Here is a 25,930-nt window from a genome sequence, read left to right as displayed (position 1 = left end):
CCGTGTTCGACTTCCTCGAAGGGTACGACCTGCTGGCCGCCTTCTGGGTGACGATCCAGCTCACCGTGTACTCCGCGATCGGCTCCCTGATCTGGGGGACGCTGCTGGCCGCCATGCGCGTCAGCCCCGTCCCCCTCATGCGGGGCTTCGGCACCGTCTACATCAACATCGTCCGTAACATCCCGCTGACCGTGATCATCGTCTTCACCTCGCTGGGCCTCTTCCAGACGCTCGGCGTCGATCTCGGCGCGAAGGACTTCACCACCATCAACTTCCGCCTGGCCGTGCTCGGCCTGATCGCCTACACCTCGGCCTTCGTCTGCGAGGCGCTGAGATCCGGCATCAACACCGTGCCCCTCGGCCAGGTCGAGGCCGCGCGCGCCATCGGGCTCAGCTTCCCGCAGACGCTCCGCCTGATCGTGATGCCGCAGGCCTTCCGCTCGGTCGTCGGCCCGCTGACCAACGTCCTGATCGCGCTCACCAAGAACACGACCGTCGCCGCCGCGATCGGCGTCGGCGAGGCGGCGCTGCTGATGCGGGAGATGATCGAGAACGAGGCGCAGCTGATCCTCATCTCGGTGATCTTCGCCTTCGGCTTCATCTGCCTCACCCTGCCGACCGGGCTGTTCCTCGGCTGGGTCGCCAAGAAGGTGGCGGTGAAGCGATGAAGGAGACGCCGACCGTCCTGTACGACGTCCCCGGCCCGCGGGCCAAGCGGCGCAACGTCCTCTACACCGTGCTGTTCGTGGTCGCTCTCGCCGGGGTCGTCTGGTGGGTGGTGGCCGCGCTCGCCGACAAGAACCAGCTCGACTGGGCCAAGTGGAAGCCGTTCTTCACGGACTCCCGCACCTGGACCACGTTCCTGCTGCCCGCCCTGAAGAACACCCTCATCGCGGCCGTGGCCGCGATGATCGTCGCGCTGCCCCTCGGCGCGCTGCTCGGCGTCTCGCGGCTGTCCGAGCACGGGTGGGTCCGCGCGGGTGCCGGCACGATCGTGGAGTTCTTCCGCGCCATCCCGGTGCTCATCCTGATGCTCTTCGCGAACTCCGCCTACGCCGAGTTCACCGACATCAGTCCCGAGTCCCGCCCGCTGTACGCGGTCGTCACCGGACTCGTCCTCTACAACGCCTCCGTCCTCGCCGAGGTGGTGCGGGCCGGCATCCTGGCCCTGCCGAGGGGCCAGACCGACGCGGCGAAGGCGATCGGCCTGCGCAAGGGCCAGACCATGACGAACGTCCTGCTGCCGCAGGCGGTCACCGCGATGCTGCCCGCGCTCGTCAGCCAGCTCGTCGTCATCGTCAAGGACACCGCGCTCGGCGGCGCGATGCTGGGCTTCTCCGAGCTCCTCGCCTCGGTGCGGCCGATGAGCGCGAACTACGGGGCCAACACCATCGCCAGCTTCACCGTCGTCGCCGTCGTCTTCGTCATCCTGAACTTCGCCCTGACCACCTTCGCCGGCCGCCTGGAACGACGGCTGCGGCGGGCCAGGAAGTCGACGGGCGCGGTCGTCGGCGCCGACGCCGTGGACGAACTGGCCACACCGGGCGAACACACCGGGCAGGCCGACGGGACGAAGTGACGACCGTACGGGCGGCGGACCGCGCCCGAAGCCGGAGACGGCGGGAACGGCGGGAACGCGCGGACCGGGGACGATGGGGGAGCCCCCGGGCCGCGCCGCCCGCCCGGTCAGGCCGCCGGGAACTCGATGAGGGCCACCGGCTCCGAGGTGGGCTCCGGCGACCCACCGGCGGGTTCCACGGTGACGCCCATGCCGGAGGCCCTGTCCACCGGGCCGGCCAGCAGGGTGGCGGCCGCCGGGGCGCCGGAGTCCATGAGGCCGGCGGAGCGCATGGTCCCGCCGTCGTTGTACCAGAGCTGGTAGACCTTGCCGCCGGGCGGTGCGGGCATGCCCGAGGCGGCGAACACCGCCTGGTTCAGGGACGCGGACACCACCACCGTGCCGACCGCGCCGTCCTGCAACGGCGCGGTGCTGACACGGGCGTCGGGGGCGGCCAGGACCGCGGCGACGGAGTCGTTCGCGCTGCGCGCCTGCCGGGCCTCCTGCCGGGCGTCCTCGGCCCGCTGGTACTGCCAGACCGAGACGCCTCCGAGGCCGACGGCGGCCGCGAGGCAGGCGGCCAGTGCCCAGTGCGTGAGGCGGCGGAACCGCCGCTGCCCGGACATCGCACGCGCCGTCGCCGCGGTCGCCGGCGGCTCCTGCCGTACGGTCCCGATCCGGCGCATCACCTCGGTGCGCAGGGTGGCGCTCGGGGACTCGGCCACGGCGAGGCCGAGCCGGGTCACCGTCTCGGAGAGCTCCAGCACCTCCTGGGTGCAGGAGGCGCAGTCCGCCAGGTGCCTCTCGACGGCGTCGCGCTCGTCGGCGTCGAGGGCGTCGAGCACGTAGGCGCCCGTCAACGTGTGCAGATCCGCGGTGTTCACGCGCCCACCCCCAGGCAGTCACGAAGCCGGATCAGGCCGTCGCGCAGTCGTGTCTTGACGGTGCCCAGCGGCAGGGACAGCAGCTCGGCGACCTCACGGTAGGTCAGGCCGCGGTAGTACGCGAGGTTCACCGACTGGCGCTGGAGTTCGGTGAGCCCGCGCAGGCAGCGCCGTACCTGCTCGCGCTCCAGCCGGGTCTCCACCTGCTCCACGACCTCGTCGAAGGCCGTGGTGTGGTCCAGGAGCGCCACACGCTTCTGGCGGTCGGACGAGGCCTGTTCGGACCGGACCCGGTCGACGGCCCGGCGGTGCGCGAGCGTCAGGGCCCAGTTCATGACCGATCCCTTCGACGGCTGGTAGCGGGCCGCGGTCCGCCAGACCTCGACCATGACCTCCTGGGCGACCTCCTCCGACTGGGCCGGGTCCCGCAGCACGGTACGGACGAGCCCCAGCACGGGTCCGGACACGGCCTCGAAGACGGCCGTGAACGCCTGCTGGTCGCCTTGCGCCACCCGCCCCATCAAATCGGGCAGGTCCGGCGCCGCGGACGGCGCTCTGCCGATGTGCACGTTCTCTCTCACCGGGGAGTTCCTCCAGGAAGTACTCGGATACGCCAGGGATTCGGAGCCGACGGCCGGGCGGATGGGTCGGACGGCGACCGATCTCGTCGGGCCCCGGGAATCGTCCCGGTCGCGAGCGGAATCGTCACTCTTTCGGGCGACAGAGCCATCCGGATGCGAGGGCGCGCCGAATACGCGGTGTGCTTCACCGCCGGGTGGGGCTCCATGACTCAGGAGTGAACATGAACGCTCAGACCTTCCGTCGCGCCGCCGTCGCCGTGGCCGCCGCCGCCGTCCTCCCGCTGGCGCTGACCGCGTGCTCCGACTCCGGTGACAAGAAGTCCGAGAGTCAGGCCGCGGCCCCCGAGGCGGCGTCGTCGTCGCCCGCGGAGGCGGCCACCCCCATGGCCGGTCCGTTCGGTCCCGCGTGCGCCTCGGTGCCCAAGGACGGCGCGGGCAGCTTCGACGGCATGGCCAAGGACCCGGTGGCCACCGCGGCGTCGAACAACCCGGAGCTGTCCACCCTGGTGTCCGCGGTCAAGCAGGCCGGCCTGGTGGACACCCTCAACAACGCCGAGAACATCACGGTGTTCGCGCCGACGAACGACGCCTTCGCCAAGATCCCGAAGGCCGACCTGGACAAGGTGCTGGCCGACAAGGAGACCCTGACCAAGATCCTCACGTACCACGTGGTGGGTCAGAAGCTGACGCCGAAGCAGCTGGAGAACGGCTCCTTCGAGACGCTGGAGAAGAGCATGCTCACCACCAGCGGCTCCGGTGAGAGCTACACCGTCAACGACTCGTCCAAGGTCGTCTGCGGCAACGTGCCGACGGCCAACGCCACGGTTCACATCGTCGACACGGTCCTGATGCCGAAGTAGTCCCGGCCGCCGGCGGCGGAGGCCGGCACACCCCGGCGCCGCGTCGCCCCCTGGCTCCCGTGACCCGGGAACCAGGGGGCGACGGCCGTCCCGGCGGCGTTGAGCGGGGGCGCCCGAAGACAGGTCCTAGTGGTCCGCCGTCTCCCGTACGGATTCCGCCGGCTCCGGGCGGCGGCTGAGCGCGCCGGGCCACCACACCACGCGGCCGAGGTCCCGCACCAGGGCCGGTACCAGCAGCGAGCGGACCACCAGGGTGTCCAGGAGGACGCCGAAGGCGACGATGAACGCGATCTGCACGAGGAACGCCAGCGGGATGACGCCCAGGGCCGCGAAGGTGGCGGCCAGGACGACACCGGCGGAGGTGATGACACCGCCGGTCGCGGTCAGGCCGCGCAGCACGCCCTCCCGCACCCCGTGCCGCAGGGACTCCTCGCGGACCCGGGACATCAGGAAGATGTTGTAGTCCACACCGAGGGCGACGAGGAACACGAATCCGTACAGCGGGACCGACGGATCGGTGCCCGTGAAGCCGAAGACGTGCTCGAAGACGAGCGCCGAGACACCGAGCGTGGCCAGGAAGTTGAGGGCCACGGTCGCCACCAGCAGCAGGGGCAGCAGCAGGGACCTGAGCAGGCCCACCAGGATCACCAGGATGATCACGAGCACCACCGGCACGATCAGCATCCGGTCGCGCTCGGCGGTCCGCTGGGTGTCGTACCGCTGTGCCGTGTAGCCGCCCACCAAGGCGTCCGAACCGGGCACCGCGTGCACGGCGGTACGCAGCCGGGCGACGGCGGCCTCGGCGCGCGTGCTGTCCGCGGCGTCGTCGAGGGTCACGTCGATCCGCACCCGCCCGCCGACGACCAGCGGCGCACCGGCACCCGGGCGTCCCGAGGCGGTGACGGCGGCGGCGGAGTCGACTCCGGGCACGTCCTGCGCCGCGGAGATCACCCGATCGGCCGAGTCCGCCGAGGCGATCACGACGGCGGGGTTCCCGGCGCCGCCGGGGAAGTGGCGGCCGAGGGTCGCCTGGGCGGCGACGGACGGCGCGTCGTCGACGAAGATCTCGTCCAGGGGCACGCCCTTGGAGTCGAGGACGGGGGCGAACGCGGCGCACGCGAGCAGCACGGCGAGCGTGGCGGCCCACACCTTGCGGGGCGCACGGTCCACCAGGGACGCGACGGTGCGCCAGATCCCCTCGCCGCCCTTCTCCGCACCGGACGTGCGGGGCTTCGCCGGCCAGTAGGCCGCGCGGCCGAGCAGGACCAGGACGGCCGGCAGGAAGGTCAGGGCGCTCAGCAGCGCGCAGACGATGCCGATGGCGCCGACCGGGCCCAGGGCGCGGTTGTTGGTGAGGTCGCTGAACAGCAGGGCGAGCAGCCCGAGCGCCACCGTGGCGGCGCTGGCCGTGATCGGGCCGACGGACTCGCGCAGCGCCGCGCGCATCGCGGGGTACCGGGCGCCCTCGTGGACCGCGAGCTCCTCCCGGTACCGGACGGCCAGCAGCAGGGCGTAGTCGGTGGCGGCGCCGATGACCAGGATCGAGAGGATGCCCTGGACCTGCCCGTCCACCCGGACGACGCCGTGATCGGCGAGGAAGTAGACGACGGCGCAGGCCAGCCCGAGCGAGAACACCGCGCCGATGATGATCACCAACGGGAGCAGGACACTGCGGTAGACCAGCAGCAGGATGACCAGGACGGTCGTCAGGGCCACCGCGAGGAGGAGCCCGTCGATGCCGGCGAACGCGTTCGACAGGTCCGCCTGGGTGGCGGCCGGTCCGGCGAGCCACACCTCGGTGTCCGGTACGGCCGCGGCGGCGTCGTCGATCGCGTCGAGCGTCGGCCTCAGCTCGTCACCGAGGTCGGTGCGGAGCTGGACGACGCCGCGCAGGGCGCGTCCGTCCTCGGCCGGCAGCGCGGGGGACGGCGTGCCGACGACGCCGGGCCGGCCCGTGAGCGAGGCGAGGGCGCGGCCGGCGGCGGCCTGCGCGCCGGCGTCGAGGCGGGTGTCGTCCGGCGACGTCCAGACCACGATCGCCGGTAGCGTCTCGTCCTGGCGGAAGGCCCGTTGGGCCTCGATGACGCGGGTGGACTCGGCGCTGCGCGGGAGGAAGGCGGCCTGGTCGTTGGTGGCGACCTCACCGAGTTTCCCCGCGTACGGCCCGAGACCGCCGCCGATCGCCAGCCAGGCGATCAGGAGGGCGAGGGGCAGGAGGCGACGAGCCCATCGTGCGGTGGTGGACATGGGAGCTCCAGGCGCATATCTCAAGGATTAACAATCTCAATGATTGAGAGAGATTGAACCACGGCTTCCGCACGACACGGCACCAGGGCCACGGCGACACGGGCGGACCGGGGAGCTCGGGACTCCCCGGCCCGCGCGTACTTCCGGCCCCGCGTACCGATCGGATGCGAGCGGACGCGGGAAATCCGAGGGACTGACGGCGACGGGGCGGGATCCGGGACGACCGGCCCGGGTCAGCGGCGCGGCGGGTTCAGCTCGCCCAGCTCCTCGTTGAGGGCGCCGAGGAACCGCAGCGCCACCGCCAGCTCGTCCTCGTCGAAGCGGAGCAAGGCCCGCTCCGCGGCCTGGGCCAGGGGCATGAAGTAGCTGCGCGCGGCGGCCCGGGCACCCTCCACGTAGTGCACGTGGACGACCCTGCGGTCGGCGCTCTCACGCGACCGGCGGACGTGGCCGGCCCGTTCCAGCCGGTCGAGGCAGGCGGTGACGGCACCCGAGGTCAGCCCCAGACGCTCCCGCAGGCGGCCCGGTGTCAGCGGCTCCGTGCTGTCGAGGACGACCGCGAGCGCCTGGACGTCCGTGGGATGCAGTCCCTGCGCGAGTGCGAAACCGTGGACGAGCCGGTTGATCTCTCCGTTCGTCCGCCGCAGCTCGACGGCGAAACGCTGCAGGTCCCCCGGCGCGCCCTCGGGCGCGGTCCCACCGGTCTCTCGTTCGTCTGTACTGGCCACACGACAAGCCTATAGAAGCCGGGTCCGCGCATCCGGTGCGGCGCCCCACCGGGAAGAGCCCGGTGAGGCGCCCGCGGCCGACCGGACGGCGGGGCACCGCCCCACCGCCTCCGACCCGGAACGGAGCTGTCCATGAACGACACGGAACACACCGCCGAGCCCCTGCGCTGCCTGGTCACCGGGGCCAGCGGGTACATCGGCGGGCGCCTGGTCCCCGAACTCCTCGCCGCCGGCCACCGGGTGCGGTGCCTCGCCCGCACACCCGCCAAACTCCGCGACCATCCCTGGGCGGGGCAGGCCGAGGTCGTCCGCGGCGACGTCACCGACGCCGACTCCCTCGCCTCCGCCCTGCGGGACGTCGACGTGGCCTACTACCTCGTGCACGCCCTGGGCGGCGGCGGCGACTTCGAACGCACCGACCGGCTCGCCGCGCGCACCTTCGCCGAGCAGGCGCGTGCGGCCGGTGTCCGCCGCATCGTCTACCTCGGCGGCCTCACCCCGCGCGGCATCGCCGAACGGGAGCTCTCGCCCCACCTGCGCTCCCGTGCCGAGGTCGGGCGGATCCTGGCCGACTCCGGTGTGCCCACCACCGTGCTCCGCGCCGCCGTCATCATCGGCTCCGGGTCGGCCTCCTTCGAGATGCTCCGCTACCTCACCGAGCGGCTGCCGGTCATGGTCACCCCCAGCTGGGTGCGCACCCGGATCCAGCCCATCGGCGTGCGTGACGTGCTGCGCTACCTCGTCGGCAGCGCGACCATGCCCGCGGACGTCAGCCGCTCCTTCGACATCGGCGGCCCGGACGTGCTCACCTACCTCGACATGATGCGGCGCTACGCGTCCGTGGCCGGACTGCCCCGGCGCCTGATCTTCCCCGTGCCCGTCCTCACGCCCCGCCTGTCCAGCCACTGGATCGGCCTGGTCACCCCCGTGCCCCGCTCCATCGCCCGCCCTCTCGCGGAGTCGCTCCGCTACGAAGTGGTCTGCGACGAGCACGACATCGCCACGTACGTGCCCGACCCGCCCGGTACCCCGCTCACCTTCGACGCCGCCCTCGCCCTGGCCCTTCAGCGGATCCGCGAGGCCCGGGTCACCACCCGCTGGTCCTCCGCCTCGGTACCCGGAGCACCGAGCGACCCGCTGCCCACCGACCCCGACTGGGCCGGCGGCAGCCTCTACGGCGACGAGCGGGAGCGCTTCGTGGACGCGACGCCGCACGCCCTCTGGCGGGTCGTCGAAGGCATAGGCGGTGAGAACGGCTGGTACTCCTTCCCGCTGGCCTGGGCCGTCCGCGGCTGGTTCGACCGGCTCGTCGGGGGCGTCGGGCTGCGCCGGGGCCGGCGCGACGCCTCCCTCCTGAGGGTCGGCGACTCCCTGGACTTCTGGCGGGTGGAGGAGATCGAGCGCGGACGACTGCTGAGACTGCGCGCCGAGATGCGGTTGCCCGGCCTCGCCTGGCTGGAGATGTACGTCGAACGGGACGACCGGGGCCGGACCCGGTACCGGCAACGTGCCCTCTTCCACCCGCGCGGCCTCGCCGGGCACGCGTACTGGTGGTGCGTGTCCCCGTTCCACGCCGTGGTCTTCGGCGGCATGGCCCGCAACATCGCACGGACCGCCGAGACGGCGGACGCGAAGCCGCCGGCCGAGGCGGCACCCCCGGCGCTCGCGACGGGCACCGTGTCCGCCGACGGCCGGGCGGCCGGCGGACACCGCCCGGCGGGCGAGTCCGGCAGGTGAACGGGCGCGGTCCGGCGGGAACGGCGCCGCGCTCCCGCCGCGTGACCGCCGCCGGCCGGCGCCGACGCCGGGTCGGGATCCGCGCCCGGCGCCGCATCCGGCTTCCCGCACCGGGCCGAAGGGACACCGCACATGTCAGCGCACACCGATCACCGGGCGACGCGGGGGGCCCGCCCCGCCCCGGTGAACGACAGCCGGGAGTGGCACCATGAACGTCTCCGTCGTCCTGTTCACCTCGGACCTGCGGGTGCACGACCATCCGCCGCTGCGCGCGGCGCTGGGGCCGGGCGACGAGGTGGTACCGCTGTTCGTGCGCGACCCGGCGGTCGACCGCGCGGGATTCGCCGCACCCAACCGGCTCGCCTTCCTCGCCGACTGCCTGGCCGATCTCGACGCCGGCCTGCGGGAGCGCGGCGGCCGGCTCGTGCTGCGCACCGGCGACCTCGTCGAGGAGGTGTGCGCCGTCGTGCGGGAGGCCGACGCCGACGAGGTCCACATGGCCGCCGGCGGCAGCGCCTTCGCCCGGGACCGCGAGGACAGACTGCGCCGCGGCCTGGAGGCGGACGGACGGCGCCTGTACGTCCACGACGGCGTGGTCACCGCGCTGCCGGCCGGCGCGGTGACGCCCAGCGGCTCGGACCACTTCGCCGTCTTCACCCCGTACTTCAGGCGCTGGTCGACCGAGCGGCTGCGCGAGCCCCTGGACGCACCGCGCAAGGTGCCGGTACCGAAGGGGATCCGCTCGGACCCCCTCCCGGCCCGGCCCGATGCCGCGACCCTGTCGCCGGGACTGGCGGCCGGTGGTGAGAGCGAGGGCCGCAAGCGGCTGACCGCCTGGCTGAGCCGGCACGCCGACGCCTACGAGGACCGGCACGACGACCTCCCCGGCGATGCCACCTCGCGCCTCTCCCCTCACCTCCACTTCGGCGCCCTCTCCGCGGCCGAGGCCGTCGACCGGGCCCGGTCCCGCGGCGGTGCCGGTGCGGAGGCCTTCGTACGGCAGCTCTGCTGGCGCGACTTCCACCACCAGGTCCTCGCCGCCCGGCCCGAGGCCGCCGTCCAGGACTACCGCACGCACGACGACCGCTGGCGCGGCGGCAGCGAGGCCGAGGCGGACCTCAAGGCGTGGAAGGAGGGCCGCACGGGCTACCCGGTCGTGGACGCGGCGATGCGCCAACTCGCCCACGAGGGCTGGATGCACAACCGCGGCAGGCTGCTGGCCGCGTCCTTCCTCACGAAGACGCTGTACATCGACTGGCGGGCCGGGGCCCGGCACTTCCTCGACCTGCTGGTCGACGGCGACGTCGCCAACAACCAGCTCAACTGGCAGTGGATGGCGGGCACGGGCACCGACAGCCGTCCCAACCGGGTCCTGAACCCGGTCCTCCAGGGCAAGCGGTACGACCCCGACGGCGTGTACGTGCGGCGCTGGGTCCCCGAACTCGCCGGCATCGAGGGCGCCGCCGTCCACGAGCCCTGGAAGCTGCCCGGCCTCGAACGGGCCCGCTACGACTACCCGGACCCGCTGGTCGAACTCGCCGACGGACTGGCCCGCTTCCGCCACGCCCGGGGCCGGGACTGAGAGTCCGCGGCCGCCCGGGGGCATCGCGGGCCGGGCGCCGCCACCCCCTCTAGCGTGCCGTCGCCGACCCCGCGCCGGCGGCCGCGAGGCCGGTGTCCGCCGCGTCGCAGAGCGCGCGCAGCAGGGCCATGGCCTCCCGCAGCCCGCCGGGGCGCAGCATGCCCGGGGCCGGCGGCGGGCCCGCCCAGCCGGGGCCCGCGAGCAGGACCGTCGTGCGGGTCCGGGCACCCTTGACGCCCCAGGAGGTGTCGGCGACGTGCCGGGCGAGCGGGGGGTTGGCGGTCGAGCGGGCCTGGGCCCACAGCACGACGGCGGCCGGACCCGTCCGGCGCACCGCCTGGTCGAGTGCCTCCGGCGGCACGGCGGCGCCGAACATCCGGGTGGGCAGCCCCAGTTCAGCGAGCCCCGCGGCCAGCGCCTCCAGCGGGAGCGTGTGCTGCTCGTTCGGCACGCAGGCGAGGAGGACCGGGGGAGTGCCCGCCCGCAGGGCGGGCCGGGCCGTGCTCACGCGCCGCAGCGCCGACGAGACGTGCCAGGACAGCAGGTGTTCCACCTCGACGTAGCGGTCGTCCGAGGTCTCCCACTTCCGTCCCACCGCGTGCAGGGCCGGCGCCATCACCTCCTCCCAGGCGGTGACCAGGCCGTACTCCTCGATCAGGCTCCCCAGCATCTCGTCCATGGCCGCGGCGTCGAGGCGGACGGCCGCGCGGCCCAGGCCCCGGCACTCCTGGCGTGCGCGGCCCAGCGGCAGGCCGCCCCCGGCTCCGGCGCGGGGTGCCGGCGCGGGGGAGGGCGGGGGCGGCGCGGTCCCGGCCGGTGCCCGGACTCCCGGCGGGGGCGGGGCGGCGCCGGCCCGCGCGGTGCGTGCGGCCTCGGCGGGCGGGACCCCGGACGCCGTCAGCCGGCACATCTCCTCCAGGACCGCGATGTCCGCCGGGGTCCACCGCCGGTGCCTGCCGTCCTCCCGGGCGGCCGGCCCGATGCCGTACCGCCGGTCCCAGGACCGCAGGGTGGTGGGGGCGACGCCCAGACGCCGCGCCACGGCCCCGCTCGTGATGCCATGCGCGTACTCGGTCATGACTCCACCATACGACGCAGAATCGATGCGAGTGGTACGGGAGGGGTGTGGCAGCGGAGTCTGGAGGGGTCCCCGACTTTCGGGGAGTGTCAGCAGACCGGTCGATTCCGGTCCCGGCCCGAGGAGCAGTCGACATGACCGCACCCTGCGTCACCGTCCAGCCGTCGCCCGAGGAAGAGGAGCTCCTCCTCGACCACGACGTCGCCGCCGGCTTCGTGCGGGGCGACGAGCAGTGCCTCGCCATCGCCTACCGGCGCTGGGGCGGGCTCGTCCAGACGCTCGCGGCCCGCACGCTCGGCGACTCCCGGGAGGCCGAGGACGTCACCCAGCAGGTCTTCCTCGCCGCCTGGCGCGGCCGGGAGGGCTACCGGCCCGAGCGCGGCCCGCTGGCGGGCTGGCTGGTCGGCATCACCCGGCGGAAGATCGCCGACGCGCTCTCCGCCCGCACCAGGCGCCGCGAACTGGTCGCCGCCGCGGGCGCGGCCCTGCCGCTCGCGGAGGACCCCGCCGACCGGCCCGACAGCGCTCTGGACCGGGTCCTCGTCGTCGGCGAACTGGCCAAGCTGCCGCTCGTGCAGCGGGAGGTGCTGGCCATGGCGTTCTACGGCGACCTCACCCAGACCCAGATCGCCGAGCGCACCGGCATGCCGCTCGGCACCGTCAAGAGCCACGCGCGGCGCGGACTGCACCGGCTGCGCCACTGTCTCGCGGCCCAGCCCGGTCACTGAACCGGTGCACGAGCGTTGCGACTCCGCGACACGCCTGTTCGAGGCGGGCGGTCGGCGGGGGCGCGCCGCTCTCAGCGGGTGCTTCCGGCGGGTTCCGGTCCGCCTCCCGGGTGAATTCACCCATCCGCGGCGCCCCCGGTGCCGAATCCAGGACCATGACCCTCTCAGAACCCCCGCGCGAGCCCACCCGCACGGACCGGCTGCTCGCCGCACTCGGCGGGCTCCTGGCCGGCTACGTCTCCCTCGCGGTCGCGGAACTCGTCACCGCCGCGGTCCGCCCCGAGGCGAGCCCCGTGACGGCGGTCGGGGGCGCGGTCATCGACCACACGCCCGCGGGGATCAAGGAATGGGCGATCCGGAACTTCGGCGAGAGCGACAAGATCGTCCTCCAGCTCGGCATCCTCGTCGTGCTGGCGCTCCTCGCCGCGGCCGTCGGCCTGCTCGCCCTCAGGCACCGCAGGGCCGGGGCGGCCGCCGTCCTGGCGTTCGGCGTGATCGGCGCGGCCGCCGCGGTGAGCCGTCCGGACTCCGAATCCGTCGTGGACGCGCTGCCCTCGCTGGTCGGCGCGGTCGCGGGCGCGGCGCTGCTGTACGTACTGATCGGCCGCCTCCTGGCGCCGCGGCCCGGATCCTCGCCGGAGCGTGCCGCCGGCGCCGACCGCCGCGGCTTCCTGCTGGCCGCCGCGTCCACGGCCGTCGCCGCCACGGCCGCAGGAGCGGTGGGCCGGGCTCTCGGCGGCACCCGCCACGCGGACGCCGTGGCCTCCCGCGACGCCCTCCGGCTGCCACGGCCCGCGTCCGCCGCACCGGCCGTTCCCCCCGGTGCCCAGCTCCGCGTGCCGGGCATCAGCCCCTTCGTCACCCCGAACAAGGACTTCTACCGGGTCGACACCGCGCTCGTCGTCCCGAAGCTCGACGCCGGCGACTGGCGCCTGCGGATCAGCGGCCTGGGCGTGCCGGAGACCCGCGTGCTCAGCCTCGACGACCTCTTCCGCCGCGAGGTGATCGAGCGGGACGTCACCCTCGCCTGCGTCTCCAACGAGGTGGGCGGCCCTTACGTGGGCAACGCCCGCTGGCTCGGCGTCCGGCTCGCCGACCTTCTGCGCGAGCTGGGCGTGAAGCCGCCCTCCGAGGGCGGCCGGGCCGACCAGATCGTCGCCCGCTCGTCCGACGGCATGACCATCGGCACCCCGGTGGAACAGGTGATGGACGGCCGCGACGCGCTCCTCGCCTTCGGCATGAACGGCACCCCGCTGCCCTTCGACCACGGCTTCCCCGTCCGCATGCTCGTGCCGGGACTGTACGGCTACGTCTCGGCCTGCAAGTGGATCGTGGAGATCGAACTCACCACCTTCGACGCGTACGACGCCTACTGGGTCCCGCGCGGCTGGGCGGCCGAGGCGCCGGTCAAGACCCAGTCCCGGATCGACACCCCCCGGCCGCTCTCCCGCCCGAAGGCGGGCACGGTGATGGTCGCCGGTGTGGCCTGGGCCCAGCACCGCGGCATCAGGCGTGTGGAGGTCCGCGTCGACGACGGCCCCTGGCAGGACGCCGAGCTCGGCGCCGAGGACGGCCTCGACACCTGGCGCCAGTGGGTGTACCGCTGGCGGGCCGTGCCGGGCCGGCACTCCCTCACGGTCCGCGCGACCGACGGCACCGGGCGGACGCAGACCGAACGGCGCGCGGAGACCATGCCCGACGGGGCGACCGGATGGCACTCGGTCGTCGTGAACGTCGAATGACCGAGCGAGCGGGCTCCGTTCGGGCGCATCATGGGGGACACTGCTCTCGTGCGTGGACATCTACCGGACGAGAACACCGATTTCGTGGGGCGCCGCGCGGAACTGGACCGGCTCTCCGCCGAGTTGGCCGGAAACCGCCTGATCACCGTCACCGGGGTCGCCGGCGTCGGCAAGACCAGGCTCGCGCTGCGTGTCGCGCGCGAGGCCGCCGACGGTTTCGCCGACGGTGCCTGGTGGGCCGATCTGACCCCGCTCGACGGCGACCGGCTGCTCGTCGCGACCCTCTCCGACGCCGTCGACCTGTCCGACCACACCCCCGGCATGCCGACCGGGGCGCTGGCCCAGTGGCTCGCCCCGCGGCGCCTCCTGCTCGTGCTCGACTCCTGCGACCATCTCGCCGAGTCCTGCGCCGGACTCCTGGCCGAGCTCCTCGCCGCCGCCCCCGGCCTCACCGTGCTCGCCACCAGCCGCCGGCCGCTCGGCGTGGACGGGGAACGGGTCTTCTCCCTCGAACCCCTGCCGTCGGGCGGGCGGGACGCCATGAGTCTGCTGCGACAGCGCGCGACCGGCCAGCGGCGCGGCGGCACGGCCCGGGTTCCGGGCCAGTGGCGGGCCGGGCCGGCCAGCGAGATCTGCGTCCGCCTGGAGGGCATCCCGCTGGCGCTGGAACTCGCCGCGGCCCAGATCCGCATCCAGGGGGTCGACGCCGTCCGTGCCCAGCTGGACTCGCGGTTCGACCTCCTCGTGCACGAGGAGCGGGTGTGGCCGCAGCGGCATCAGACCCTGCGTGCCGCGATCGGCTGGAGCCACGAACTGTGCGAGCCGCTGGAACGGCTCCTCTGGGCCCGGCTGACCGTCTTCCGGGGCCCCTTCGACCTCGCGTCCGCCTCGTTCGTCTGCGAGGGCGGCCCCCTCACCCCGGACACCCTGCCGGACGCCCTCGACACGCTGGTGCGCTGCTCGGTGGTCCGCAAGGAGGGCAACCGCTACCGCCTGCTCGACACCATCCGCGAGTACGGAGCCGGCTGGCTGGAGCGGCTCGGCGAGACGGAGGCGGTCGCCGACCGGCACGCCGCCTCCTGCCTGGAACTCGCCCGCCGCGCCGACGCCGAATGGCTCGGCCCCCGGCAGCTCTCCTGGTACACCACCTTCGACGAGCGGCACACCGACCTGCGCACCGCGCTGGACCGGCTGCTGCGCACCGACCCCGACGGCGCGCTGGCGCTCGCCGGTCCGACCGCCTTCTTCTGGTCCTGCTGCGGCCGGCTCCGCGAGGCCCGCGACTACCTCGAACAGGCGCTGCTGCTCAGCGAGGCCCGCGGCCCGGACCGGGCCCGTGCCCTGTGGGCCCTGGGGGTCACCCTGAGCCTCCAGGGAGAGTTCATCGCCGCCCAGGACGTCAGCGAGCAGTGCGCGCGCGAGGCGCGCCACGCCGAGTACGACCGGGCACCCGACGACCGCGGGCGGCCGGGGGAGCGGACCCTGGACGCCGCGTACCTCGCGGGCCTGATAGCGCTGCTGACCGGGCGTCCGATGGCCGCGCTCGTCGTCGTGGGACACGTCCTCGCCGCCGTCCCCGGCGACCCCGCCGACTCGGCTGCCCGGCTGCGCTGCCGGCTGGTGCGGGTCTTCGGACTGACCGGCCTCGGCCGCTTCGACGAGGCGCGCGCCGAGGCGCTCGCCCTGCGCGACGTCTGCCTCGGCCTCCAGGAGCACTGGACCCGCGCCTACCTCGACTACCAGCTCGCCCTCATCGGCCTCCTCGACGGCGACCCCGCGGCGGCCGTCACCCACGCCCGGGAGATGCTGGAGGGCAAGCGGCTGCTGCGCGACAGCTTCGGCGTGGCCCTCGGTCTCGACGTCCTCGCCGCCGCGCTCGCCGCCGACGGGGACGGGGAGCTCGCCGCCGACGTCTCCGGCACCGGCGAGGCGTACTGGCGGTCGACCGGCCATCCGCAGCGCGGTGTGCCCGAGCTGCACGCCCTGCGGCTGAAGTACGAGACCACGGCGCGCGAGACGATCGGTTCCCCCACCTACGAGGAGATCTTCCTGCGCGCCCTGTCCGGGCTCCCGCAGGACGGTCTGGACCGCGCGTTGCGCGGGGCGCCCCGGCACTGAGCCCACCTCCCGCCCGGCCCGGCACGACCCCTCACGTCCCGCACGGCGGCCCTCACGTCCCGCACGACCCCTCACGTCCCGCACGGCGTCCCGCCCCGCCGCCCGCCCGCGTCGAACGACGCCGCTCACCACGCCCGAGATCCGCACGCCGCGACGCTGAACCCACCGGGCCCGCGGACCGTACCCTTCGGCGCCGGCGCCTCGTTCGGATGCGCCGGGGAGCCGATTTCGGACCAAGGACCGAGATTCCCATCCGGCGGCGGTCCGGCTCCGAAGTACCCGTGAGGCACCTCGCGCGCGGACCGTGCGAGGGCCTGCGAGCGCGAGGGGTTGAGGGACGTGGACCGGCGGAGAGTCGCTGTGGTGGGCGGGGGCGTGGCGGGGCTGACCGCCGCGCACGTGCTGCAGAAGACGTACGACGTGGTGCTGTACGAGGCCGACGACCGCCTCGGCGGCCACGCCCACACGCACGAGCTGCCCACCGGGGACGGCGGCACCGTCCATGTGGACAGCGGATTCATCGTCCACAACGAGCGCACCTACCCCCATCTGCTGCGGCTGTTCCGCGAACTCGGGGTCGCCACCCGCGAGTCCGAGATGAGCATGTCCGTCCGCTGCGACGGCTGCGGCCTGGAGTACGCGGGCGCGCGCGGCCCGGCCGGTCTGCTGGGTGGCGACAACCTGCGGCGCGGCCGTCACCTGCGGATGCTCGCCGACGTGCCGCGCTTCCACCGCGCGGCCCGCCGGCTCCTCGACTCCGGCGACGCCACGCAGACCCTCGGCGACTTCCTCCGGCGCCGCGGCTTCTCGGACTACTTCGTCGGTCACTTCGTCGTGCCGCTGGTCTCGTCCGTCTGGTCCTGCGCCCCCGACACGGCCCTGCTCTACCCCGCCCAGTACCTCTTCCGCTTCCTGTCCCACCACGGACTGCTGTCCGTGACCGGATCCCCGCAGTGGCGGACGGTGGCCGGTGGGTCGGCCACCTACGTCGCCCGGGCTGCGAAGCAGTTGACGGCGGTCCGCACCGCCACCCCGGTCCGCGCCGTGGAGCGCGGCGCCGGGCACGCGCGCGTGACCACGGCCGACGGCGACACCCAGGAGTACACGGCCGTCGTCGTCGCCACCCACCCCGACCAGGCGCTGCGGCTGCTGGCCGACCCCACCGAGGACGAGCGGCGCGTGCTCGGCGCCTTCACCTACTCCCGCAACCCCACCGTGCTCCACCGCGACACCTCCCTGCTGCCCCGCTCCCCGCACGCCCGGGCCTCCTGGAACTACTGGCTCCCCTCCTGCGCGGCCCGGCCCGACACCGTCCAGGTCAGCTACGACATGAACCGCCTGCAGCGGCTGACCACCGCCGAACCGCACATCGTCACCCTCAACGCCGGCGACCGCGTCGACCCCGCCACCGTGATCGCCCGCATGGTGTACGAACACCCCGTCTACACCCCGCGATCCGTCGCCGCGCAGCGCGAACTGCCCCTGCTCAACTCCTCGGTCACCGCCTTCGCCGGCGCCTACCACGGCTGGGGATTCCATGAGGACGGCTGCCGCGCCGGCGTCGCCGCGGCCGAGAGCCTGGGGGTCCGATGGTGAGCACCCGCCCCGCGCGACGCGCCCTGCCCCGCGTCCCGGCGCTCTACGAATGCACCGTCGCCCACGCCCGGGTCACACCCGTCCGCCACGCCTTCCGGCGGCGCACCTACCTGTGGCTGGTCGACGTCGACGACCTGCCCCGGCTGCCCCGCGTCCTGCGCCCGCTGGCCCGCTTCGACGCCCGTGACCACTTCGGCGGACACGCCCCCTCGATCAGGGAGGGCCTCCAGGCGTACCTGCGCGCCCAGGGCGTCCACGACGCCGACGGCCCCGTCCTGATGCTCGCCCACGCCCGGGTGTTCGGCTACGTCTTCAACCCCCTCACCCTCTACTGGTGCCACGACCGCGCCGGGTCACCGGTCTGCGTCGTCGCCGAGGTCCACAACACCTACGGCGAGCGGCACTGCTACCTGCTGCGCCCCGACGACCAGGGCACCGCCGACGTCCCCAAGGACTTCTACGTCTCCCCGTTCTTCGCCGTCGAGGGTTCGTACCGGATGCGGCTGCCGCTGCCCGGCGACCGGCTCGACCTGACGGTGCAGCTCCGGCACGACGACGGCGCCCGCCCGTTCACCGCGACCGTGCGCGGCCGGCACCGGCCCGCCGGACCACGCGCCCTGCTCGGCGTGGCCCTCGGCCACCCGTGGTCCACGGCCGTCGTCTCGGCCGGCATCCGGTTCCACGGCATCCGGCTGTTCCTCCGTGGGCTGCCCGTCCGCCCCCGCCCCGCCCACCCCACGCAAGAAGGCATCCTGTGACCGTCTCGTACCCCCCGACGCACCAGAGCGCCGTCCCGTCCGTCGACCGGACCGTCGACTCGGACCGCTGGCCGGACGTCGCCCACCCGCCCCGCACCTCGGCGCTGCGCGCCGCGATCGCCCGGCGGATCGTCGAGCGCGCCTTCACCCGGATCCCGCTGCGGATACGGCACGGAGGCGACGGGCGCCCGGCGAGCCGCGTCCCGCTGCAGACCGGCGCGCTGCCCACGCTCACCCTGCACCGGCCCGAGGCCTTCCACCGCAGGATCGGCGCCGGCGGCCTGATCGGCTTCGGCGAGTCCTACATGGCCGGCGAGTGGGAGAGCGACGACCTCGTCGGCGCGCTCACCGTGCTGGCCTCGCACGTCGACGAACTGGTACCGGCCCCGCTGCGCCGGCTCCGCGGCGCCTGGGTGCGCCGCCGCCCCGAGCAGCAGCGCAACACGCCGGAGGGCGCACGGGACAACATCCAGAGCCACTACGACCTGTCCAACGAGCTGTTCTCGCTGTTCCTCGACCCGAGCATGTCCTACTCCTCCGCGGTCTTCGCCGCCTTCCCGGCCTCGCCCGCGACGTTCACCGCGGCCCAGCACCGCAAGATCGACCGGCTGCTCGACCTCGCCGAGGTCGGCCCCGGCACCCGGCTCCTGGAGATCGGCACCGGATGGGGCGAACTGGCCCTGCGGGCCGCCGCCCGCGGCGCCGAGGTACTGACCGTGACCCTCTCCGAGGAGCAGGCGGACCTGGCCCGCACCCGGATTGCCGCCGCCGGCCTCGCCGACCGGGTCACCGTCGAACTGCGCGACTACCGGCACGTCGAGGGCTCCTTCGACGCGGTCGTCAGCGTCGAGATGATCGAGGCCGTCGGCGCCGAGTACTGGCCCGCCTACTTCGCCGCCCTGCGCGGGCTCCTCGCCCCCGGCGGGCGCGTCGCGCTCCAGGCCATCACCATGCCCCACGAGCGGATGCTCGTCACCGCCCGCACCCACACCTGGATCAGCAAGTACATCTTCCCCGGCGGGCTCATCCCCTCCCGCGAGGCGATCGCCCGGGAGAGCGCCGCCGCCGGACTGCGGATCGTCGAGGACGCCGGCTACGGCGACCACTACGCGGAGACGCTGCGCCTGTGGCGCGAGGAGTTCGGCCGGCAGGCCGGGGCCGTCGACGCGCTCGGCTTCGACGCCGTCTTCCGCCGCATGTGGGAGCTCTACCTCGCCTACTCGGAGGCCGGATTCCGCTCCCGCTACCTGGATGTCCGCCAGATCCTCCTCACCGCCGACCACACGCCGGAGACCGCCCGATGACGTACGCCGCCCAGCGCCTCACCCGTGCGCTCGCCCCCTGCTTCCCCGGCCCGCTCCCCGTCCGGCTGCGCGCCTGGGACGGCAGCGAGGCCGGACCCCGCGACGCGCCCCTCGTGCTCGTCCGCACGCCCCGGGCGCTGCGCAGGCTGCTGTGGCAGCCCGGCGAACTCGGCCTGGCCGAGGCCTACATCGCGGGTGAGATCGACGTCGACGGCGACCTCGGCGAGAGCCTCACCCAGGTCTGGGAGTACGTCCGCGAACAGGGCGCCGTCCGCCCCCGGCCGGCCGACCTGGCGCGCGCGGCGGCCGTGGCCCTGCGCCTGGGCGCTCTGGGCCCGAGGCCCGCCGCCCCCACCGCCCCGCGCGCGGAGCTGCGCGGCCGCCTGCACTCCACCGCCCGCGACCGCGCCGCCATCAGCCACCACTACGACCTGTCGAACGACTTCTACGCGCTCCTCCTGGACGAGTCGATGGCGTACTCGTGCGCCTACTGGGCCCGGCCCGACGCGCCCGACTACGGTCTCGCCGACGCGCAGCGCGACAAGCTCGACCTCGTCTGCCGCAAGCTCGCACTGGAACCCGGGGCGCGCCTGCTCGACATCGGCTGCGGCTGGGGATCGCTGTCCCTGCACGCCGCCCGCGCCTTCAAGGCCGAGGTCACCGCGGTCACCCTCTCGGCGCGCCAACGCGACCACGTCCGGGACCGCGTGGCCCGCGAGGGCCTGACGGACCTGGTGGACGTCCAGCTCATGCACTACCGCGACATCCCGGGCGGCGGCTACGACGCCGTGTCGGCGATCGAGATGGGCGAACACGTCGGCGACGCCGAGTACCCCGCCTTCGCGGCCCAGCTGCACGGCCTGCTGCGGCCCCGCGGCCGGCTGCTCGTCCAGCAGATGTCCCGCGGGGCGAACGCGCCCGGTGGCGGCGCCTTCATCGAGACCTACATCGCGCCGGACATGCACATGCGGCCCGTCGGACAGACCCTGGAACTGCTGGAGTCGGCCGGTCTCGAGGTGCGTTCCGTCGACGCCCTGCGGGAGCACTACGCCTGGACGATCGAGGCATGGCACCGCACCCTGGAGGAACGCTGGGAGCAGTTCGTCGACCTCGTCGGCGAGCCCACCGCCCGGGTCTGGCGGCTCTACCTCGTCGGCAGCGCGCTGGCGTTCGCGCAGAACCGCATGGGCGTCGACCAGATCCTCGCGGTCCGCCCCGAGCCGGGCGGCGCCACGGGCATGCCCGCGACCCCGCACTGGCACCGAGCGGAGGAAGGACGATGACCACGATCGACTGGAGCGCGTTCGGCTGGAACCTCGCGGCCTCGGCCGGCACCGCGCTCGCGGTCATGCTGGTCACCTTCGCGGTGGCCGTCGCGAAGGGCCTCCACCGGATCGTCGACGTCGCCTGGGGGGTCGCCTTCGCCGCCGTCGCGCTCACCACCTGGCTGCTGTCGGCCGGCTACGGGGACGACGGCCGGCGCCTCGCCGTCACCCTGGCCACGGTCGTGTGGGGACTGCGCCTCGCCCTGCACATCGCCCGGCGCGGGCGTGGGCACGGTGAGGACCCGCGCTACGCCCGCATGCTCGACCGGGCTCCGGGCGACCCCCGGCTGTACGCCCTGCGCAAGGTCTACCTGCTCCAGGGCGGTCTCGTATGGCTCGTCTCGCTGCCCGTCCAGGCCGCGGCCTACCTGCCCGCGGCCCTCGGTCCGGTGGCCGCGCTCGGGCTGCTCCTGTGGTTCACCGGTCTGCTCTTCGAGGCGGTCGGCGACCACCAGCTCGCCCGCTTCAAGGCCGACCCCGCCCACCGGGGCCGGATCATGGACCGCGGCCTGTGGAGCTGGACGCGGCACCCCAACTACTTCGGGGACTTCCTCGTCTGGTGGGGGCTGTACCTGCTGGCCTGCGCGAGCTGGCAGACTGCGGCCCTCACGCTCGTCTCTCCGCTGGTGATGAGCGCGCTGCTCATCTGGGGCAGCGGCAAGCGACTGCTGGAGGCGCACATGGCCGAACGGCCCGGATTCGCGGCCTACGCCGCCCGCACCAGCGGGTTCTTCCCCCGCCCGCCCCGCCGGGTCGCCGGATGACGGCCGCGGCCCCTCGGGGCACCGCGCCGTCGGGCGAGGGACGGGTGCTGCTGCCCCGCGCCCGGCCCGCCCGGCCGGCGGCGGCCGTCCTGCTCCTGCACGGCGGGCGCGCCGACGGGCTGGAACCCCCGCCGCCGCTCAATCTGGCCGCGCTGCGGATGCGCCCCTTCGCGACGGCGATCGCCCGTGCGACCCGCGACTCGGACGTCCTGGTCGCGGAGGTGCGCTACCGCCACCGAGGCTGGAACGGCGAGCGCCGGGACGCCGCCCGCGATGCCGAGGCGGCCCTCGCACGGCTGCGCGAGCTGGCCGGGGACGTGCCCGTCGTGCTCGTCGGCCACTCGATGGGCGGCAGGGCGGCGCTGCGCGCGGCCGGCGACCCCCTGGTCCGCGGGGTGGTGGCGCTCGCGCCCTGGTGCCCGCCCGGCGAGCCGGTCGCCCATCTCGCGGGCTGCCGGCTCCGGCTCCTGCACGACGAGCGCGACCGGGTGACCTCGGCCGCCGAGTCCTGGGACTTCGTCCGCCGGGCGCGGCTGGCGGGCGCGGACGCGGCCGGCATCCCGATGCCGGCGGGCGGGCACGCCATGCTCCGGGACGCGGGGACCTGGCACCGGCGCGCGGCCGAACTGGCCGCGGCCGTGCTCGCCGCCGGCTGACCGCCCCGCGCCCCTCCGCCACCGGGGAGATGTCCCCCGGAAGTGGATCACTGCCACGCTCCGGGGTGATGACGCGGCGCGCCGTGTTCCGGTGAGCGCGCCGACCGGTGTTCATGGAGGGGTGAGTACCACGAGCATCGCGCCGATACTGACCTCGATCCCCCTGCCCGTCGTGTACGACCAGGGCGCGGACACCGCGCCCTGCGTCATAGCCGTCCAGTCCTGCACGAGCGTCGGCGCCACCGGCCTGCGGGTCCGGCTGGCCGGAGAGGTCGACCATCACAGCTGTGCACCGCTGCGGGCGATACTGGCCTCCGCCGCCGGGACCGGGGTCAGGGAACTGGTCCTGGACGTCGCCCGGGTGACGTTCTGCGACTCGGGCCTCCTCGCCGTCCTGGACCAGTGGACGGGGATGGGCGGGCGTTACCGCATCGACGAGCCGCCCGAGGTCGTCCTGCGCCTGCTGCGGCTGGCGGCGGGCACTCTGCGGCCCCCGCCGCACCCCCGGCGACGGACCACCGGGAGCTGATCTGCGGTCCCGGGACGGGACGACCGGCGGGCGGTGATGCCGCCGCCCGCCGGTCCCCTCACGGTGGCCCGGGGGCCGTCACTTCAGATACGGCCCGGCGGCCCCGATCCGTCCGGGACCGTTCAGCACGTACACCCGGAGGTTGCCCTTGCCGGGGGCCGCGACCGTCAGCTTCCCGTCGGTGACGACCCGGACGTCGCCGGTGACGGCGTCGGTGTAGGTGCCATGGGGGATGCCGGTGTACGAGGCGCCGCCGGTCACCGTCACGAGCGCGAAGCTGTCCGTCGTGCCGCTGGTGTACCGACGCTTGAACGCCATCGAGCCGCTGATGCCCTCGGTGGAGTACTGCCCCGTCTGGAGGGCGGGGACCGCACGGCGGATCTGGTTGAGCCGCTGGACGTGCTGGACCAGGGGCTGGGCGAGTGTCTGCGCGACCGCGCCGCTCGCGGACTCGACCGCCGAGAAGCCGGAGGCCTTCACGGACCCGGCGAGATGGTCGCCGAAGTAGGCCCGGCCCGTGGTCGCCAGCGGGCAGCCGGGGCCGCAGTCGATCTTCTTGCCCTTCTGGAACTCGATCTCGGAGCCGTAGTACAGCGTGGGGATGCCGCGGAAGGTCCACATCAGCGACATGTTCTCGGCCCAGGCGTCGGTCCCGCCGGCGTAGCGCTCGCTGCTCTTGTTCGGGCCGTAGTCGTGGCTGTCGACGTACACGACGTTGTAGGTGGCGTCGTGGTAACTGTCGTCGGAGTCCTTGCCGTTGCCGAAGGCGTTCTGGGCGTCACCGAAGTTCATGTGCATGCGCATGTCGATCACGTTCATGCCGGAGAACCTGCTGTGGTCCGGCTCGTGGTAGCTGTTGCCGTTCAGGAAGGCGTTGTTCGACGTCGGCTGGCCGGCCGGGCCGAGCTGCTGCTCGTGGTCGTACATCTCGAGCGCCGCCTTCGCGTCGTCGAGGTCGTACTCCTTGCGCTCCTTCCACGTGTAGAACTGCGCGGAGTGGTTGACCGAACCGCGGTTCCACTTGTCGTTGACGAAGGCGGCCACCTCACCGAAGACGAAGAAGTTCCGCGCCGCCTCCGCGCCGAACCGCTGGGTGACGCGCTCCTGGATCGCGGGCAGGAAGCGGCGGTTCCACGTCGTGCGGGGGATGTGGACGGCGGTGTCGACCCGGAACCCGTCCACTCCCATGTCGATGTACTTGTCGTAGGCGCCGATCAGGTGGTTCTGCACGGCCGGGGACTCGGTGTCGAAGTCCGCCAGATCCTCGTGCAGCCAGCACGAACGGGAGTCCTCGCCCTCCCAGTTGCCGATCCAGCAGGTGTGGTACAGCGACGACGGGAACATGCCGGACGTCGGGCTGGGCCACTGGCAGTTGTAGATCCGGTAGCCCTCGGGCGAGGTGTTCGCGGTGGGCTTGCCCCAGTTCACGCAGGTGTTGCCGGACGGCTCGGCCGTCGACCACAGGTCGCCGGTGTAGTACGACTTGCCGGACTTGGGCTCGACGGTCAGGCCGTCGTACTCGAAGGAGGCGTTGGGCTCGTCGTAGTACCAGCTCCACTGGCTGTCGCGGACGCCGTACACCTTCGGGGTGAACAGGCCCTTGGCGCCCCAGCGGGAGGAGTGGTTGTAGACGACGTCCTGGTAGATCTTCATGCCCTTGGCGTGGGCGGCGTCGATCAGGTTCTGGTAGGAGGCGCCGGCCGACTCCAGCCGGGGGTCGACCTTGTAGAAGTCGTACCCGTGGTACCCGTGGTAGTCGTAGTCGGAGCGGTTGAGCACCACCGGGGTGATCCACACGGCGGAGAAGCCGAGCGCCTTGATGTAGTCGAGCTTCTCCACCAGGCCCTTGAAGTCGCCGCGGAACATGGGGTCGCCGTTCGCGGCGTTGCCCGACTTCGTGTGCTGGCTGCCGCCGCGGTTGTTGGCCGTGTCCCCGTCGTGGAAGCGGGCGGTCAGCACGAAGTAGATCGGGTCCTTGCGCGGGTCGGTGCCCAGCGGGCGGCCCGTCCCGGGGACGGGCGGCTTCGTGCCGGTGGTGGCCTGGACGGCGGTGGAGGCGGCCGAGACGTTTCCGGCCGCGTCGCGTGCCCTGACGGTGTAGGTGTACGTGGTCCGCTCGGCCAGGTCGGTGTCGGAGTGCACGGTGGAGCCGACGTCGACCACGACGGTGCCGGCGGTCCCACCCGTCCGGGTCACCTGATATCCCGTCACCGCCCGGTCGTCCGTGGCCGGTTGCCACGTCAGGAGGACGGAGGTGCCGTCGGCGCTCGCGGTGGGTCCGGCGGGCGGCGTGGGCGCCTGGGTGTCGGGGACCTCGGCGGCGCAGGGGTTCGCGGCGTCGCGGGTGACGACCCGGTCCCTGACCGTGGTCGTGCCGGCCGGCAGGGCGTAGTCGGCACCGTTGTTGTTGTCCCAGACGCCGTTGCCGTTGTTGAAGGCGGCCTTCATCGTGCCGGCGGTGCCGAGGTCGACGGTCCGCTTCCACCAGCCGGCGCAGGCCGCTTCCATGCCGATGCCCGGGACGGTGGTCCAGGCTCCGCCGGCCGGGGCGTAGTGCAGGTTGGCGGTGGTCCAGCCGAGCGCGGCGGTGGAGTAGTAGACGGTGGCCTGGTGGCCGGGGTCGGTGGGCTCGCCCGGTGCGTCGGCGCAGGGGTCGGAGTGGGCCACCACGCCGTCCTTGACGGTGACCGTGCCGGTGCCCAGGTCGTAGTTGCGGCCGCCGTTGTTGTCCCAGGTCCCGGTGCCGTCGTTGAAGGTGGCCTGCAGCCCCTCGGCGGTGCCGAGGGAGACGGTCTTCTTGACCCAGTCCGTGCAGGCCGCCTCCATCGCCGCGCCGGGGACGGTGGTCCACGCGCCGCCGTCCGGGGCGTAGTGCAGGTTGTAGGCGGCCCAGTTCCTCGTCTTCGTGTAGTAGAAGACCGTCGCCGTCGTGGCCTCGGCGGCCGCGGGGGCGACGGCCGGGCCGGCCGGGCCGGTCGGCGGGACGGCCGAGAGCAGTCCGAGGAGGCAGGCGGCGGACACGGCCGCGGCCGGGGCCCGTCCGAACCGCCGGAAGGGAGTACGTCGCATGCGTCTCTTCTCCGGAACAGGCCGCGACGGGGGCCGCGGCAGGTGATGAGCCCCGTTTCGCTCCCGTCCGCCGAGGGCCGGGAACG

The 25,930-nt window shown here is 73.9% G+C and carries 21 protein-coding genes; 15 read left to right on the top strand and 6 right to left on the bottom strand.

What is annotated here, in order from left to right:
- The first annotated feature begins 2 nt into the window (after positions 1–2).
- Both ACGFZF_RS15890 and ACGFZF_RS15885 read left to right on the top strand, forming a co-directional pair.
- Positions 3–668, top strand: a complete 666-nt coding sequence (locus tag ACGFZF_RS15890) for an amino acid ABC transporter permease (protein WP_393554398.1) — start codon at positions 3–5, stop codon at positions 666–668.
- A complete protein-coding gene (locus ACGFZF_RS15885; protein ID WP_393554396.1) occupies positions 665–1,579 on the top strand; it encodes an amino acid ABC transporter permease in 915 nt (304 codons plus the stop codon). Before ACGFZF_RS15890 ends, ACGFZF_RS15885 begins: the two co-directional genes overlap by 4 nt.
- 107 nt (positions 1,580–1,686) lie before the next feature.
- On the opposite strand, the gene ACGFZF_RS15880 is transcribed toward ACGFZF_RS15885, so the two are convergent.
- Complete coding sequence (locus ACGFZF_RS15880; RefSeq protein ID WP_393554394.1) at positions 1,687–2,442, bottom strand: anti-sigma factor domain-containing protein; 756 nt, start codon at positions 2,440–2,442, stop codon at positions 1,687–1,689.
- Entirely contained in the window at positions 2,439–3,023 is a 585-nt protein-coding gene (locus tag ACGFZF_RS15875) for a sigma-70 family RNA polymerase sigma factor (protein WP_393554392.1), read from the bottom strand. Before ACGFZF_RS15875 ends, ACGFZF_RS15880 begins: the two co-directional genes overlap by 4 nt.
- A 221-nt stretch (positions 3,024–3,244) precedes the next feature.
- Between ACGFZF_RS15875 and ACGFZF_RS15870 the strand changes: the two genes are divergently transcribed.
- The gene (locus tag ACGFZF_RS15870) at positions 3,245–3,883 is read left to right on the top strand and encodes a fasciclin domain-containing protein (protein WP_393554390.1); all 639 of its coding nucleotides are present in this window, start codon (positions 3,245–3,247) and stop codon (positions 3,881–3,883) included.
- A 126-nt stretch (positions 3,884–4,009) separates the two neighbouring features.
- On the opposite strand, the gene ACGFZF_RS15865 is transcribed toward ACGFZF_RS15870, so the two are convergent.
- Positions 4,010–6,130 (bottom strand): MMPL family transporter, encoded by a 2,121-nt coding sequence (locus ACGFZF_RS15865; RefSeq protein WP_393554388.1) that lies wholly within the window; start codon positions 6,128–6,130, stop codon positions 4,010–4,012.
- 233 nt (positions 6,131–6,363) lie between these two features.
- Positions 6,364–6,858: a MarR family winged helix-turn-helix transcriptional regulator gene (locus tag ACGFZF_RS15860; protein ID WP_393554386.1), complete on the bottom strand. Its 495-nt coding sequence runs from the start codon at positions 6,856–6,858 to the stop codon at positions 6,364–6,366.
- Between the two features lie 132 nt (positions 6,859–6,990).
- Between ACGFZF_RS15860 and ACGFZF_RS15855 the strand changes: the two genes are divergently transcribed.
- Complete coding sequence (locus ACGFZF_RS15855) at positions 6,991–8,595, top strand: SDR family oxidoreductase (RefSeq protein WP_393554385.1); 1,605 nt, start codon at positions 6,991–6,993, stop codon at positions 8,593–8,595.
- A 208-nt stretch (positions 8,596–8,803) separates the two neighbouring features.
- The gene (locus tag ACGFZF_RS15850) at positions 8,804–10,177 is read left to right on the top strand and encodes a cryptochrome/photolyase family protein (protein WP_393554383.1); all 1,374 of its coding nucleotides are present in this window, start codon (positions 8,804–8,806) and stop codon (positions 10,175–10,177) included.
- A gap of 49 nt (positions 10,178–10,226) precedes the next feature.
- Here the strand turns inward: ACGFZF_RS15850 and ACGFZF_RS15845 are convergent, their stop codons facing one another.
- Positions 10,227–11,255 (bottom strand): MerR family transcriptional regulator, encoded by a 1,029-nt coding sequence (locus ACGFZF_RS15845; RefSeq protein ID WP_393554381.1) that lies wholly within the window; start codon positions 11,253–11,255, stop codon positions 10,227–10,229.
- A 134-nt stretch (positions 11,256–11,389) separates the two neighbouring features.
- Here ACGFZF_RS15845 and ACGFZF_RS15840 point away from each other — a divergent pair, with 134 nt between their 5' ends.
- From ACGFZF_RS15840 to ACGFZF_RS15795, 10 genes are all read left to right on the top strand, one after another.
- Positions 11,390–11,983 (top strand): sigma-70 family RNA polymerase sigma factor, encoded by a 594-nt coding sequence (locus ACGFZF_RS15840; protein WP_393554379.1) that lies wholly within the window; start codon positions 11,390–11,392, stop codon positions 11,981–11,983.
- A 155-nt stretch (positions 11,984–12,138) separates the two neighbouring features.
- Positions 12,139–13,725 carry a molybdopterin-dependent oxidoreductase gene (locus ACGFZF_RS15835; RefSeq protein WP_393554377.1) on the top strand — a complete coding sequence of 529 codons (1,587 nt, stop codon included), beginning with the start codon at positions 12,139–12,141 and terminating at the stop codon, positions 13,723–13,725.
- Positions 13,726–13,755: 30 nt separating this feature from the next.
- Positions 13,756–15,843 carry an ATP-binding protein gene (locus ACGFZF_RS15830; RefSeq protein WP_393554375.1) on the top strand — a complete coding sequence of 696 codons (2,088 nt, stop codon included), beginning with the start codon at positions 13,756–13,758 and terminating at the stop codon, positions 15,841–15,843.
- A gap of 339 nt (positions 15,844–16,182) precedes the next feature.
- Positions 16,183–17,439, top strand: a complete 1,257-nt coding sequence (locus ACGFZF_RS15825) for an NAD(P)/FAD-dependent oxidoreductase (RefSeq protein ID WP_393554373.1) — start codon at positions 16,183–16,185, stop codon at positions 17,437–17,439.
- A complete protein-coding gene (locus ACGFZF_RS15820) occupies positions 17,433–18,197 on the top strand; it encodes a DUF1365 domain-containing protein (protein ID WP_393554371.1) in 765 nt (254 codons plus the stop codon). The genes ACGFZF_RS15825 and ACGFZF_RS15820 overlap by 7 nt, the downstream gene beginning before the upstream one ends.
- Positions 18,194–19,501 carry a class I SAM-dependent methyltransferase gene (locus ACGFZF_RS15815; protein WP_393554369.1) on the top strand — a complete coding sequence of 436 codons (1,308 nt, stop codon included), beginning with the start codon at positions 18,194–18,196 and terminating at the stop codon, positions 19,499–19,501. Before ACGFZF_RS15820 ends, ACGFZF_RS15815 begins: the two co-directional genes overlap by 4 nt.
- Positions 19,498–20,784 (top strand): class I SAM-dependent methyltransferase, encoded by a 1,287-nt coding sequence (locus ACGFZF_RS15810; RefSeq protein ID WP_393554367.1) that lies wholly within the window; start codon positions 19,498–19,500, stop codon positions 20,782–20,784. Before ACGFZF_RS15815 ends, ACGFZF_RS15810 begins: the two co-directional genes overlap by 4 nt.
- Complete coding sequence (locus ACGFZF_RS15805; protein ID WP_393554365.1) at positions 20,781–21,590, top strand: DUF1295 domain-containing protein; 810 nt, start codon at positions 20,781–20,783, stop codon at positions 21,588–21,590. Before ACGFZF_RS15810 ends, ACGFZF_RS15805 begins: the two co-directional genes overlap by 4 nt.
- Positions 21,587–22,246, top strand: coding sequence for an alpha/beta fold hydrolase (locus ACGFZF_RS15800; RefSeq protein ID WP_393554363.1), 660 nt, complete (start codon positions 21,587–21,589; stop codon positions 22,244–22,246). Before ACGFZF_RS15805 ends, ACGFZF_RS15800 begins: the two co-directional genes overlap by 4 nt.
- Before the next feature lie 121 nt (positions 22,247–22,367).
- Positions 22,368–22,775 (top strand): STAS domain-containing protein, encoded by a 408-nt coding sequence (locus tag ACGFZF_RS15795; RefSeq protein ID WP_393554361.1) that lies wholly within the window; start codon positions 22,368–22,370, stop codon positions 22,773–22,775.
- A gap of 78 nt (positions 22,776–22,853) precedes the next feature.
- On the opposite strand, the gene ACGFZF_RS15790 is transcribed toward ACGFZF_RS15795, so the two are convergent.
- Positions 22,854–25,844 carry a carbohydrate binding domain-containing protein gene (locus tag ACGFZF_RS15790; protein WP_393554359.1) on the bottom strand — a complete coding sequence of 997 codons (2,991 nt, stop codon included), beginning with the start codon at positions 25,842–25,844 and terminating at the stop codon, positions 22,854–22,856.
- Positions 25,845–25,930 lie beyond the last annotated feature (86 nt).

Origin of the sequence: Streptomyces sp. NPDC048338 (genome assembly GCF_043201055.1) — a bacterium.
GTDB lineage: Bacteria > Actinomycetota > Actinomycetes > Streptomycetales > Streptomycetaceae > Streptomyces.
The sequence above is the reverse complement of the archived record's forward strand: the minus strand, read 5'-3'. Positions and strand labels throughout refer to the sequence as shown.

Excerpts from the sequence above, each read along its gene's own strand:
- ACGFZF_RS15885 (WP_393554396.1), top strand. The coding sequence starts at position 665 with ATGAAGGAGACGCCGACCGTCCTGTACGACGTCCCCGGCCCGCGGGCC.
- ACGFZF_RS15870 (WP_393554390.1), top strand. The coding sequence starts at position 3,245 with ATGAACGCTCAGACCTTCCGTCGCGCCGCCGTCGCCGTGGCCGCCGCC.
- ACGFZF_RS15865 (WP_393554388.1), bottom strand. The coding sequence starts at position 6,130 with ATGTCCACCACCGCACGATGGGCTCGTCGCCTCCTGCCCCTCGCCCTC.
- ACGFZF_RS15855 (WP_393554385.1), top strand. The coding sequence starts at position 6,991 with ATGAACGACACGGAACACACCGCCGAGCCCCTGCGCTGCCTGGTCACC.
- ACGFZF_RS15850 (WP_393554383.1), top strand. The coding sequence starts at position 8,804 with ATGAACGTCTCCGTCGTCCTGTTCACCTCGGACCTGCGGGTGCACGAC.
- ACGFZF_RS15845 (WP_393554381.1), bottom strand. The coding sequence starts at position 11,255 with ATGACCGAGTACGCGCATGGCATCACGAGCGGGGCCGTGGCGCGGCGT.
- ACGFZF_RS15840 (WP_393554379.1), top strand. The coding sequence starts at position 11,390 with ATGACCGCACCCTGCGTCACCGTCCAGCCGTCGCCCGAGGAAGAGGAG.
- ACGFZF_RS15835 (WP_393554377.1), top strand. The coding sequence starts at position 12,139 with ATGACCCTCTCAGAACCCCCGCGCGAGCCCACCCGCACGGACCGGCTG.
- ACGFZF_RS15830 (WP_393554375.1), top strand. The coding sequence starts at position 13,756 with ATGGGGGACACTGCTCTCGTGCGTGGACATCTACCGGACGAGAACACC.
- ACGFZF_RS15820 (WP_393554371.1), top strand. The coding sequence starts at position 17,433 with ATGGTGAGCACCCGCCCCGCGCGACGCGCCCTGCCCCGCGTCCCGGCG.
- ACGFZF_RS15810 (WP_393554367.1), top strand. The coding sequence starts at position 19,498 with ATGACGTACGCCGCCCAGCGCCTCACCCGTGCGCTCGCCCCCTGCTTC.
- ACGFZF_RS15805 (WP_393554365.1), top strand. The coding sequence starts at position 20,781 with ATGACCACGATCGACTGGAGCGCGTTCGGCTGGAACCTCGCGGCCTCG.
- ACGFZF_RS15800 (WP_393554363.1), top strand. The coding sequence starts at position 21,587 with ATGACGGCCGCGGCCCCTCGGGGCACCGCGCCGTCGGGCGAGGGACGG.
- ACGFZF_RS15790 (WP_393554359.1), bottom strand. The coding sequence starts at position 25,844 with ATGCGACGTACTCCCTTCCGGCGGTTCGGACGGGCCCCGGCCGCGGCC.